The organism is Bacillus sp. RZ2MS9 (assembly GCF_001816185.2).
In the GTDB taxonomy this organism is placed as follows: domain Bacteria; phylum Bacillota; class Bacilli; order Bacillales; family Bacillaceae_G; genus Bacillus_A; species Bacillus_A cereus.
This window is the reverse complement of the sequence record NZ_CP049978.1, coordinates 202,713-214,375: the sequence shown is the minus strand read 5'-3', so window position 1 is coordinate 214,375 and position 11,663 is coordinate 202,713. Positions and strand designations below refer to the sequence as shown.

The window sequence follows — 11,663 nt, the reverse complement described above, 5'->3', positions numbered from 1 at the left end:
AATATAAAAAACCATGAGAAAGAAACATTCCCCATGGTTTTCGGCATAGAAAAAGGAAGCCAAATAGCTCCCTTTTCACACGTTGATTAAAAATGGGTGAAGAGATTTCTATCGTTCAATAGTCACTATGCAATTGTTAAAAAAGGGCATACGTATCCCGTTAACAACTACATCATGAAAAATCGCACGACAAAAATAGATAAAATCTAAAAATTTGGCACGCGCAGCTAAAGAACGTTTCATCTCATTCACCCCTTTCGTACGGAATTTAATACTTACTTCTTTATTATACTTTCCAATTTCATGTTTGAATAGTCATTTTTCTGAAAATAATGAAGATAGACTAAACATTTCAATAAGTGACATCAAATCTTACAAAACTGTTATGTTCACGTAATGGAAAGCGATAGTACGAAAAGATGCCTCCCTATACAATAAAGATGTAAAACAAGAGAGACAAACACAAGGAGGAAACAAACATGATGAAAGAAATCGTAAAAGCAATCTTTGAGGTATTAGTGAACGGACAAGCAGTTGTAAAAGAACTAAATGAACTATAAAAAGGAGTGAAGAAATATGATGAACATGGTAAAAATGATTTTACACGCTTTAGTCGATGCAAAAGCAGTTAGCCAAGAATTAAACCAACAATAAAAAGGGGTATATGAATATGAAGAAAGCCATTATTATAATTGCAAGCACAGCAATTACTTTATACACAATAAAAAATAGAAAAAAGAAAAATAATGAAAATGTTCTATATTATCCATACACACTATTAGAGAAAAAATAAAAGACAAGGTACCCTATCGTAATGAGGATATCTTGTCTTTTATTTTTTCCATATTGTCTTTAGAGGATTTCCTTCTCCTTTTCCCGAATGTATTAAGCGGGATTTTTACACATATTTTAAAGGGGCATATATACAAATGGATACACAACAACTATATTTTTTAAACGATATCGGTAAACAAAAACCAGAAAGTATTCGGAATAGAAGCGCTGCATGTCCATTTTGCGATAAAGAACATTTAACGGATATTTTAGCAACTGATGGTTCTATTATTTGGTTAAAAAATAAATTTCCTACATTACAAGATACATTTCAAACGGTGCTGATCGAAACGGATAATTGCGAAGATCATATCGCAACATATACAGAAGAACATATGCGAAAATTAATGCAATTTTCTATTCAACATTGGTTACACTTACAGAAGAACGAAGAATTTGCATCTGTAATTTTATACAAAAATCACGGTCCATTTTCAGGTGGAAGTTTACATCATGCACACATGCAAATTATCGGAATGAAATATGTAGATTATCTTGAAAATATTGAAGAAGAAAATTTTCAAGGGGTAATTGTTCAAAAAAATGAACGCATTGAACTTAATATTTCAGAGCGTCCCATTATTGGCTTCACTGAATTCAATATAATCATTGATAATATTTCATATATAGATGAAATGGCAAATTACATTCAGCAAACTGTACGTTACATACTGATAGATTTCCATAAAGGATGCAGTAGTTATAACTTATTCTTCTATTACTTAAATGGAAAAATCATTTGTAAAGTTGTACCTAGATTTGTCGTTTCACCATTGTATGTAGGATATAAAATACCGCAAGTTTCTACAAAACTAGAAGAGGTGAAAATACAACTCACGCAGTATTTCACGAAAGAAAAGGATGAAATTATTCATAAAAAAACAGAGTAGGTATAGGAAACCTACTCTGTTACCCCGCATTAACGAGCAGTAAAACTTCCACCTCAAAATCCGGAAAACGCTAGAATTTAGGCGGAAGATTAACTGCTCGTAAAAGCCCGATTGGTGAAGACTAATAATCAGCGGGGGATGAACAGACTCCCCCACTGATTAAAGTTTCACTTTATTACACCTTTATTTCGATAGTACACATCTTCTAGTCCGATGTTATACTTCATGTTATTATCCGTCCACTCTGGCCCTAAATTCCCTGGCCATCCAGATGTATTCGCTATATATTTCAGTAATGCAAAATCAGTCAAACCTTTTTGCACCCCACGCTTATATCCTTTCATTAAATGCGGCATTGCAATTTGCGCATTTGTACGTGGATCTTTCAGCTCATCATCAGTTAAATGTTCTGGTGCAAGCCCGCCGCCGCGGTGTAGTTGAAACAATCCAAATGAAGTTCCATTATCTCCAACACTTCTTGGATTTAATCGACTTTCATGCTCGGCAATTGCAAGAGGTATCCATTCCGGAAGATTTACTTTCTTCGCTTCCTCTATAATGATTTGTTTCATCTGTTTTGCTTCTTCTGAATCAACATAGCTTGTTCCATTCACTAGCTTATCCATTCCTTCAGACTTTCCTTGGAAATATAAATATACTCCAAGAACAACTAAAAATCCTACAAAGAATTTCTTCACTACCTCTACCTCTTTCTCCGCTGAAATTTGTCCCCTTTCAGCCTTCCCTTTACAATTACCTACATTCTATTACTCTTTTATCATAGCAAATAACTATACGTATTATCATCATGCTTTAGACCGATTTTGTGAAAAAACAGCTGGTAAATACGTGCAAAAATGTAACTTTCATAGACTATAACGCATTTTTTGTATATAATTGTAAACTGAACTCTATATATAGAATAGGAGCGTACAAAATGAAAAAATGCCTAACACTCTTGTTCAGCATTTTACTACTCATCCCTACCTACACCTCTGCACAAACATCATCAAAACCAAAAGTACTTGTTTTGTATAGTACACAAGACGATAAAGTTTCAAATAATGTCCAAATCCTTAATACTCAATTAGGACATTTTACAAATGATATAACCGTAAAAAACTTAAAAGAAGCAACTTCAATTAATAACGTATCCTCCTATACACATATTGTTTATATCGGTGAAACAAAAGAAGCGTTTTCTGATGAAACGAAACAATTTCTAGAAAACTTCTCCGGCCCTTTATTAGTATTAGGACAAAATGTTGAACAATTATCTAAGCGTTTTTCTTTCATTACATTGAAGAGTGACGATATACGAGTTAATAAAATTGAATATCCAGAAAAGAAGCTAAAAAATACCTTAGAAGAGGAACGATTAATTCAATCATTTGATACGAATGGAACTGTGCTTGCTAACGCTTTAAGCTCAAATAACACTAACCCACTAATCGTTCAGCATGAAATATCTTATTATGTCGCAACACCTAACCTCTTTGACTGGATGTCTCATTACGTCGGTGAAATGTTATTTTCTTATTTCAGCCAAAAACCAACGAAAAATAAAGTTGAAGCTTATTTACGTCTTGAGGATGTTCACCCAGCAGCAGATATAAATCAATTGAAAGAAATTGCTAAATTACTAAAAGAGAAAAAGATGCCTTACATGATTACTGTTATTCCGGTATATAAAGATCCAGATACAGGAAAGATAATACATTTAAAAGATAAACCAGAACTAGTTGATCTTTTACGCTCTATGCAAGATGATGGTGCAGCAATTATTATGCATGGTTATACTCACCAATTTTATGACAGTGAAACAGGTGAGGGCTTTGAATTTTGGGATGTCAAAAAAGATCAACCAATTCGCCAACCGAAGCATGAAAAACCGAAGACAAAAGATGACTTTCCAAATATAGAGGCATATAACCAATATGTAAAAAAAGGGGAAGAATTCGAGGAAAAATATACGAAAAATCATATTGAAAAAGGAATTCAAGAACTTGTAGATGCTAAACTATATCCTGTTGCCTTTGAAGCACCTCATTACACGATGTCTCAAAAAGGATATGAAATATTATCAAGGTACTTTTCAACTTATGTAGGACAACTACAGTTAAATGATACAACTTGGAAATCCATGCACTCACCATATTATACAAGTACTCCGTCATTTTTACATGGAATGAAACTATTGCCTGAAACAGTCGGATTTATTGAAGAAGATACGCCACAAACTATTGCTAAAATGAAAGAACGTGCTCTATCTGTTTCTAAATTATCCGATGGGATTATTGGGGCATTTTATCATCCTTACTTAGGTGTGAAACCATTAAAAGAAGTGTTAAAAGATCTAGAAAGTATTCCAAATATAGAATGGATTGATTTACAAAAGGAAAAGAATGAAGTAAAAATGAAAGATATTCATATTACGACGAATAAAGACGGCATTCACGTTGAAAAACCAACCAGTGCGAATGACATAATTGATTATATAAAGCAATATGGCTTCTTCCTTATACTGGGGTTCGTTATCATTGTCTTTCTTTTATTATTAAAACGTGCGAGAAAATTAGAATCCTAATACAAAACCACCGAGCGGAACGCTTGGTGGTTTTTTGTCATATATCAAACCGTGGCATTTTATTAAATACATTCAATTTTCACTTTTTCCGTTACATGATTAAAACTATAATTCTCCTATCCTTTCAAATAAAATCGACTTGTATTTTCATATATTGTTTTTGCGACCTTATCAATGGATATGTTTTGTATAGAACTAATTTCCTTTAATACATCTCGAATCATTCTCGGGTGCGTCATAACATCGTCTTGAAATTCCCACGGTCCATCTGTTTCTACCATCATATATTCAAGCGGATAATACGAAACAATTTTTCTAATCTTCTCCTTATGTAAAACATCCGGTGTAATCGAAATATAATAACCATTCTTCATCATCCGTTTCATTGTTTCATCACTTCCTTTAAACCAATGGAAATGTGCACGTGAAACTTTATATTTCTCTAGCAAATCACATACAGTGTCAGCATCTTCATAAACTGCGTGTAATATAATCGGCAAATTATACTTACTAGCTAGTTCTATAAATTTTTTCAATACAGCTATGTATGGATCTACAGCAATGCTTTCATCTTCTTTCCTCAAATAATAGGGCAAACCTACTTCACCAATCGCAACAATTTCCTCTGCGTTCTGTTCAATAAGTTTATAAATCTGTTCACACTCTTCTTTATGAATCTGTTGCTCTGGATGAAACCCTATCGCTGGATATATAAAGGAATACTTCTTAGCTAAAGATAACGTTTCCTTACAAGATTGATAATTCATAGATACAGCAATAAGCCCCTTTATTTCATTACTATTTTCCACCTCTTTCAGTAATCTGTTCTTCTCTTCATCCTTATATTGATCAACATGTATATGACTATCAATCCATTTCATCTTTATGCCCCCATAAAAAAAACAAGAAAGGACTTCCTTTCTTGTTTTAGCATCTATATTATTTAACAATTAAGTTTGTTATGATATCAAATAATCCAATACACACTACGGCAACAGTAAAGTAGCTACAGAAATCTTTAATTGGTAACTTCACTACTTCTTCTTTACGCATCCCATTTTTCTCCCTTCTTACTAGATCCCTAATTATTTTTCTATCTGTATCTATTATGCAAAAAATATGACAAATTTACTATCGAATTAACTTACGTAAACCTTACAATGTTGTAAGGTTTAAAAAAGGATCCTCATCTTTATTCAGATGAGGATTATTAAAAATTAGTTGGTTTTTCATTCTTCATTACAAACAGAAAGTAATACATTAAGACTTTCTAGTTACACTATATGAAAATTACTATCTTTTAACTATCGAATTACATTACAGAAGACTTACATGTTTGTAAGTTATGTGTAATGTAATTCGATAGTTTCCCTTACTTATATTTCGTACAATAAAGTTAGAAAGTAAGCCAAATAAGAAGAACACTCAAATAACCAAATTGCATTGCTAGTAGCTACTCTTCTTATACCTTTCAACCATGCTACTACAATGTACCCCCTTCCCCTTTATATAATAAAAAAGCCTTAGTTTATATGGACTAAGGCTTTTTTATTAACCCCTAAAATACCCTTACCTGGTATTTTTATTTTCGACAAAAAATAGCTGGGGGTATATTTTACTATCTCATCGTTAAAAGTTTACTCTTCGCATTTATAGGAATATTTGCAACCTCAATCTCTTCAATCGATTCACCGTAACGTCCTTTTGCAAAAACCTTTAATGCTTCATCTCTCTTTAACATATGCTTAACCGTTTTCTTTATTTTCTGCTCTCTACCACGTTCATCGAATGCAATAAATTCATATTCATACCACTCATCACCAATATGCTGACCAATTGTATTCACAACCGTATAGTATTCTTTCGTCTTATAAAATGGATTATATTTATCGATAACCGGTCCAAGTTTCGTAGGCAGTAACATTACTACTATCACTATCATCGCTATTATAGTAGTGATCATTTTTTTCTTCATAATAAACATTCCTCCTCTGCAGGATATATATACATCCATTTTAAAAAGGGGGAATAAAATCTACTATTGAATCTCATTACATTACACTTACATTTTTGTAAGAATTAAAAAAGGTGAACGAATTTACTCGTTCACCTTTTAGCTTGCTTTAAAGCCACCGCCAAGTACATCACGTACATCATGTATAACAACGAAAGCATCTTCATCTACCCGGCTAATAACTTGTTTTAACTTAACAAGCTCTTGTTTATTAATAACAACATATAAAACTTCTTTATTTTTACCAGTATATCCGCCGCGCCCTTCTAATACAGTAACACCGCGTGTCATATTTTTCGTAATAGCTTCACGAATTAAATCTGGTTGATTCGAAATAATCGTAACAGCCGTTTTTGTATCCATTCCTTCTACAATGAAATCAATCACCTTCGCTCCGATGAACACAGCTACAAGTGTATACATTGCCTTTTCTTGCCCTATTATAAATACAGAACCAGCAATTACAACAATATCAATAATTAGTACGCCTTTACCTACGCTCCAACCTAAATATTGATTTGCTAACCGAGCTAAGATTGCTGACCCTCCCGATGTACCTCCGGCTTTGAACATACAGCCTAATCCAATACCCACAAATAAACCAGCAAATAAAGCTGCTAATAATGTATCACTATTTACATGATACTCAATATGTTCTGTAACGTATAAAAACAAAGATGTTTCTACAATCCCTAAAATTGTATAAATCATTGTTTTCTTATCAAAAAATTTATAACCAATAGCTAGTAAAATTGCATTTATAGCAAAATTCACAATCCCTGGTGACCAATCAAATAAGTAGTACGTAACAACCGTTAAACCAATAATTCCACCTTCCGATAAACGGTTTGGAATTGCAAAGTAATTAATACCAATTGCGAATAATAATGAACCAATTGTAATTAGTGTTATTTCCTTTATACGTTGATTAACCATAGTTCATACCCTCCCCCCATTTGACATTGTATCACTATCTCCTAGAGGTTTAGAAGTGGTTTTTATTCCGCATTTTCCCTCTTAAAAATTGAAATATTATGTTTAAACAGAGGGTTGATTAATTATTCATATTTGCTCTAACTGCACGGACAAATTGCTCCACATTCCCTTTCTGAATATACTTAGCGCGAATGGTTTCATGATTACAAGTAAACTCAAAGTACGGATGAAAATCTATGCTATCTATATGCACATATGAGTACTCTTTAAATGTTGAAGGATAGTAAGGAAATTTCCCGTAAAACAGGAGGCGTCTAGTAGTGGCAACAAAAATTCCATGTTGATAACATAACATGAAATTATCCTTCTCAAAGATCCCTACCACAAAAACCAAAATCTTTTCATCATCATCTACATACTTTTTCATACTCGATAAAAGTTCATTCATGCATATTCCTCCAAATTCTATTCACTGCTTTAACACTTGAAAAGAATCCATGGATATTACAGACCGGTTTAACTCCTTTATAAAGTATGAAACGCGTTTCCTGTCAAAGATATTTCAAAAAAATAATCCGTTATGCGATTATACACATAACGGATTAAGATTAAACTGTAGAGCGTTCCACAAGTTCGTATGGAATTTCCAGCTTTTCTTGTTTAGAACTCTCGTCATTCACTTTTCTATGCAACATTTCAAAAGCAGTTTTCCCTATCTCCTTTAAATTTTGATCAATAGTTGTCAATTGTAACACTTGCGAGATAGGTTGATTATCAAAGCCAATAATCGCTAAATCCTCAGGAACTTGAATCCCTAATTTTTCAACCTCTGTCATAACCCCAATCGCAACTTCATCACCTGCTACTATTAATGCTCCAGGAAGATCCTGCATCTCTTTTAACTTATGAGCCACTTTTACACCATCTTCTAGTGTAAAACATTCTGTAAAAATCCATTCTTCGTTAACCTCTTCATCTATAGATTGCAATTGCTGTTTATAAACATCAAAACGCTTTTGACTACTCGGCCCTAATTTTCTTCCTGTACAATAGCCAATTTTTTTATAACCTTTCTCAATCAAATAATCCATTCCTAATTGAAAGGCCGCTGAATGATTCGTATATACACTTGAGATGTTTGAAATATCATTATCTTCACAAGCAATTATTGTGCCGTAAGAAGCATACGGTTCTATCGTTTCCCAATCATTTGCACGTGAACAAATAATAAGACCATCCAATTGTTTTGTTTTTAACATATGTAAACTTTTCATTTCTTCTTTTTTATTATAATTCGTTTGGCAAAGTAACACTCTGTAATTATGAGTTAACGCAATCTCCATCATTCCGCTCACCATCGCATCAAAACACGGATGATTAATATACGGTAAAATCACACCAACAATATTCGTCTTTCCTTTTGATAAATGGACAGCATTTGCGTTTTGCGAGTAATTCAATTTCTCAACTATCTCTATAACCGCTTTCCTTTTTTCTTCACTTACATATGGGTGATCATTCAACACTCTCGAAACAGTCGTAACTGAAACTCCCGCCATCTTTGCGATATCTTTAATATTAGCCATGCACTCACCTCTATCTTTAAGTTAATGAATCTCATGAACATATGTCAAATCTTCTTATCATTACACCTTCATTTGTTTCTCTTACAAAAGTGTAATTTTTCTGTAAGCTAATTCGATAGTGACTTTCCGCAACATTTCATACAATTAAGTCAGAAACAAGGTAACAACTATTCGAAAAGGAGCGGATTAATATGATGAACAAAATGAAAACGAACAATTTCTTGCATACAATGGGCATGGTATTTTCCGCTCTTATCGACGCAAAAGCTGTTGCTTCTACATTAAACAAGTAAGGAGAATATATTATGAATAACATCACTTTTAACAAATTAGATTTTTTAGGACTAGCTAGTGGCTCGCTTCTTCTTACTGCTTTTATTTACGCCGCTACGCTTGTATAACTTTGTGTCCCCTTTCCCCTTTATTATAAATAGTAATAGAAAAGACGACCGTCTATGCCCGGTCGTCTTTTCTTATTTTTGATTTGATTGCAAAGCTTCTTTTAACTCCTCAAACTTCTCATTTAATTGATCTGTCATCATTTTCATAGCGGTTTTTCGATCTATTTGTTCTCCAGCCTCAATTTGAATCGGATCTCCAAAAATCAATTTTGCCTTTTTCCCCTTTATTAATTCTTTTACACTTGATGGACCAACATAAGCTGCCGGCACTAAAGGTACATTAGAACGCATCGCAATTGTCACAGCACCCGCTTTTAATGAAACATCTTCCGCTGATCTCGTTCCACTCGGAAAAATCCCTACTACCTTTCCTTCTTTTAATAAACGTGATGGAATTTTAAGTGTACTCGGTCCCGGATTCGCGCGATCTACAGGGAATGCATTTACATTTTTAAAGAACCAATTTTTGAATTTCCCTTCAAATAATTCTTTTTTTGCCATGTAATGAATTTGAGTTGGGTACATCCCTGTAGCTAACATTAATACATCCATAAAACTTGTATGTGTACACGCAACAACATACGGACCACCTTCTGGTAGCTTTTCTCTTCCTTGCACTTCTACTTTCCCAGCTGTTTTAAATATATATTTCAACAAAAATGTAATTGGTTTATACATTTATTTCGTTCCTTTCTAAACATCCGAAGTATAATCATATTCTTACAACAATTATAACACTAAGTTTTAGGAGTTGGTAATAAAAATAAGTATGAATTGTTAAATTTCAATTCTTACAAAAGTGTAATTTTCTTGTAAGCTAATTCGATAGTTACTTCTTACTATATTTCATACAATTAAGTCAGAAACAGGGCAACAATTATTCGAAAAGGAGTCGATTAATATGATGAACAAAATGAAAACGAACAATTTCTTACATACAATGGGCATGGTATTATCGGCTCTTTTCGATGCAAAAGCTGTTGCTTCTACATTAAACAAGTAAGGAGAATGTATTATGAATAACATCACTTTTAACAAATTAGACTTTTTAGGATTAGCTAGCGGCTCTCTTCTTCTTACTGCTTTTATTTACGCTGCTACGCTTGTATAACTTTGTGTCCCCTTTCCCCTTTATATAGAAAAAGACGACCGTCTATGCCCGGTCGTCTTTTTAATTTTTTCTTTCTTTCAACTCTTTTAAAAGCTGTATCAGCTCAGCTTGTTGTTTTATCTTTTTACGACCATTTCGATTAATTGCTGCAAGCTCACAGGCAACTCCGACGGCGAAGAAAAACAATAAACTTTCTAACATGTGAAATCCTCCATTTGCCTATTAAACAGCTTGACGTAATTGTTCTTCTTGTAAAACTCTATTATTTATATTTTCTTCTTTTCTCTGGCAAACGTTATTGCGAATAAGTGCTGCAATAACAAGTACAGTCCCTATAATATCAAACATTGTGATTTGATACCCTTGCATCATCATAATAGCTAAAGTCGTAATTGGTACAAAATTAATAAATAAAATCCCATTAATGGATGATAAAATTTTCACACCGTAGTTCCAAGCAAGTAGCGCTACAATACCTGGCAATGTCATCATAAATAACAAATCATATTTTACAATAGAAATCGTTCCCATACTAGGAACTGAAACATATCCAAGCCACGTAATAATTACCGTTATAATTCCTGTAACAGTCGTACCGAATACACACGTCAACGTAGAATAACGTAATGTTGACCAATCACTACACGTTTGACCACCCATCGTATAAATAACCCAGCCTATAACACCAATAAATATAAATGCTAATGGGAACATATTATCTTTCAATGTTACAAAGAAACTCATGTCACCTTTTGTAATAACAAACACAGCTCCTACAAAAGCAATAACCATACTCGTTATCATATACTTCTTCGGTTTTATATGCTTATATCCCCATAAAATACAAATAGAAATCATCGGCATAAGTGCTTCCATAATGGAAGCTACCATTACACCCGACTTACCCATCAACATTTGCCCTAAAAATATGAGGACATTATATACTGTAAATGCCATCGTTCCAAAAAAGACGAGTAACTTTCCTCTTCCCTCTAAACGAAATGCCTGTTTTCCTTCTTTCACTAACAACAATACAATCAGCATTATCGCCACTGCTCCATAGCGAATAAGCGAAAAATAAAATGGATCTATGTATTCTAGCGCATGATCAGCAACTGGAAACATCGCTCCCCATGACATACTCGCAATTAAACACGCTACAGCCCCTATTATCATTTGACCTCTTCTCACCGCAATCCCCCGTTTCTTTCTATTTGCACAAAGAGAATTGTAAAAGAAAAAATATATCACGTAAAATGATTCAAAATGATGTTAACTATCATTTATAATGATAGTTAACATCA

General features: G+C 33.3%; 15 protein-coding genes. 5 read left to right on the top strand and 10 right to left on the bottom strand.

Annotation, left to right across the window (positions count from 1 at the left end; all coding sequences use genetic code 11):
* Positions 1–108: 108 nt before the first annotated feature.
* Complete coding sequence (locus tag BHV55_RS27385; RefSeq protein WP_000830643.1) at positions 109–243, bottom strand: RAxF-45 family protein; 135 nt, start codon at positions 241–243, stop codon at positions 109–111.
* A gap of 421 nt (positions 244–664) precedes the next feature.
* Between BHV55_RS27385 and BHV55_RS01225 the strand changes: the two genes are divergently transcribed.
* Positions 665–793 (top strand): hypothetical protein, encoded by a 129-nt coding sequence (locus BHV55_RS01225; RefSeq protein WP_001998915.1) that lies wholly within the window; start codon positions 665–667, stop codon positions 791–793.
* 136 nt (positions 794–929) lie between these two features.
* The gene (locus tag BHV55_RS01220; RefSeq protein WP_002004289.1) at positions 930–1,724 is read left to right on the top strand and encodes a DUF4931 domain-containing protein; all 795 of its coding nucleotides are present in this window, start codon (positions 930–932) and stop codon (positions 1,722–1,724) included.
* 167 nt (positions 1,725–1,891) lie between these two features.
* On the opposite strand, the gene BHV55_RS01215 is transcribed toward BHV55_RS01220, so the two are convergent.
* Positions 1,892–2,422: a transglycosylase SLT domain-containing protein gene (locus BHV55_RS01215; protein WP_000713248.1), complete on the bottom strand. Its 531-nt coding sequence runs from the start codon at positions 2,420–2,422 to the stop codon at positions 1,892–1,894.
* Between the two features lie 239 nt (positions 2,423–2,661).
* Here BHV55_RS01215 and BHV55_RS01210 point away from each other — a divergent pair, with 239 nt between their 5' ends.
* Positions 2,662–4,311 (top strand): DUF2334 domain-containing protein, encoded by a 1,650-nt coding sequence (locus BHV55_RS01210; protein WP_016111295.1) that lies wholly within the window; start codon positions 2,662–2,664, stop codon positions 4,309–4,311.
* Between the two features lie 116 nt (positions 4,312–4,427).
* Here BHV55_RS01210 and BHV55_RS01205 read toward each other — a convergent pair whose 3' ends face one another.
* The 5 genes from BHV55_RS01205 to BHV55_RS01185 form a co-directional block, all read right to left on the bottom strand.
* Entirely contained in the window at positions 4,428–5,192 is a 765-nt protein-coding gene (locus BHV55_RS01205) for a TatD family hydrolase (protein WP_070183503.1), read from the bottom strand.
* Positions 5,193–5,929: 737 nt separating this feature from the next.
* Positions 5,930–6,286: a YxeA family protein gene (locus BHV55_RS01200; RefSeq protein WP_000728422.1), complete on the bottom strand. Its 357-nt coding sequence runs from the start codon at positions 6,284–6,286 to the stop codon at positions 5,930–5,932.
* Between the two features lie 138 nt (positions 6,287–6,424).
* Entirely contained in the window at positions 6,425–7,261 is an 837-nt protein-coding gene (locus BHV55_RS01195; RefSeq protein ID WP_000248040.1) for a YitT family protein, read from the bottom strand.
* 118 nt (positions 7,262–7,379) lie between these two features.
* Positions 7,380–7,709 (bottom strand): PH domain-containing protein, encoded by a 330-nt coding sequence (locus tag BHV55_RS01190; protein ID WP_001004251.1) that lies wholly within the window; start codon positions 7,707–7,709, stop codon positions 7,380–7,382.
* A gap of 160 nt (positions 7,710–7,869) precedes the next feature.
* Complete coding sequence (locus tag BHV55_RS01185) at positions 7,870–8,847, bottom strand: LacI family DNA-binding transcriptional regulator (protein WP_001273899.1); 978 nt, start codon at positions 8,845–8,847, stop codon at positions 7,870–7,872.
* A gap of 305 nt (positions 8,848–9,152) precedes the next feature.
* On the opposite strand from BHV55_RS01185, the gene BHV55_RS01180 reads away from it, so the two are divergent.
* On the top strand, positions 9,153–9,248 hold the full coding sequence (locus BHV55_RS01180) for a DUF3948 family protein (RefSeq protein ID WP_001060007.1): 96 nt from the start codon (positions 9,153–9,155) through the stop codon (positions 9,246–9,248).
* A 72-nt stretch (positions 9,249–9,320) separates the two neighbouring features.
* Here BHV55_RS01180 and BHV55_RS01175 read toward each other — a convergent pair whose 3' ends face one another.
* Positions 9,321–9,926, bottom strand: coding sequence for a lysophospholipid acyltransferase family protein (locus tag BHV55_RS01175; protein ID WP_000277777.1), 606 nt, complete (start codon positions 9,924–9,926; stop codon positions 9,321–9,323).
* Between the two features lie 337 nt (positions 9,927–10,263).
* On the opposite strand from BHV55_RS01175, the gene BHV55_RS01170 reads away from it, so the two are divergent.
* A complete protein-coding gene (locus BHV55_RS01170) occupies positions 10,264–10,359 on the top strand; it encodes a DUF3948 family protein (RefSeq protein WP_001060007.1) in 96 nt (31 codons plus the stop codon).
* Between the two features lie 60 nt (positions 10,360–10,419).
* Here the strand turns inward: BHV55_RS01170 and BHV55_RS01165 are convergent, their stop codons facing one another.
* Together BHV55_RS01165 and BHV55_RS01160 are read right to left on the bottom strand one after the other, a co-directional pair.
* Positions 10,420–10,560, bottom strand: a complete 141-nt coding sequence (locus tag BHV55_RS01165; RefSeq protein WP_000894065.1) for a YrzO family protein — start codon at positions 10,558–10,560, stop codon at positions 10,420–10,422.
* Positions 10,561–10,581: 21 nt separating this feature from the next.
* On the bottom strand, positions 10,582–11,550 hold the full coding sequence (locus tag BHV55_RS01160; protein WP_002100652.1) for a DMT family transporter: 969 nt from the start codon (positions 11,548–11,550) through the stop codon (positions 10,582–10,584).
* Between the last annotated feature and the right edge of the window lie 113 nt (positions 11,551–11,663).

Coding starts and splice junctions, on each gene's coding strand:
- BHV55_RS01165 (WP_000894065.1), bottom strand. CDS start 10,560: ATGTTAGAAAGTTTATTGTTTTTCTTCGCCGTCGGAGTTGCCTGTGAG.
- BHV55_RS01225 (WP_001998915.1), top strand. CDS start 665: ATGAATATGAAGAAAGCCATTATTATAATTGCAAGCACAGCAATTACT.
- BHV55_RS01170 (WP_001060007.1), top strand. CDS start 10,264: ATGAATAACATCACTTTTAACAAATTAGACTTTTTAGGATTAGCTAGC.
- BHV55_RS01180 (WP_001060007.1), top strand. CDS start 9,153: ATGAATAACATCACTTTTAACAAATTAGATTTTTTAGGACTAGCTAGT.
- BHV55_RS01205 (WP_070183503.1), bottom strand. CDS start 5,192: ATGAAATGGATTGATAGTCATATACATGTTGATCAATATAAGGATGAA.
- BHV55_RS27385 (WP_000830643.1), bottom strand. CDS start 243: ATGAAACGTTCTTTAGCTGCGCGTGCCAAATTTTTAGATTTTATCTAT.
- BHV55_RS01175 (WP_000277777.1), bottom strand. CDS start 9,926: ATGTATAAACCAATTACATTTTTGTTGAAATATATATTTAAAACAGCT.
- BHV55_RS01220 (WP_002004289.1), top strand. CDS start 930: ATGGATACACAACAACTATATTTTTTAAACGATATCGGTAAACAAAAA.
- BHV55_RS01200 (WP_000728422.1), bottom strand. CDS start 6,286: ATGAAGAAAAAAATGATCACTACTATAATAGCGATGATAGTGATAGTA.
- BHV55_RS01210 (WP_016111295.1), top strand. CDS start 2,662: ATGAAAAAATGCCTAACACTCTTGTTCAGCATTTTACTACTCATCCCT.
- BHV55_RS01195 (WP_000248040.1), bottom strand. CDS start 7,261: ATGGTTAATCAACGTATAAAGGAAATAACACTAATTACAATTGGTTCA.
- BHV55_RS01190 (WP_001004251.1), bottom strand. CDS start 7,709: ATGAATGAACTTTTATCGAGTATGAAAAAGTATGTAGATGATGATGAA.
- BHV55_RS01185 (WP_001273899.1), bottom strand. CDS start 8,847: ATGGCTAATATTAAAGATATCGCAAAGATGGCGGGAGTTTCAGTTACG.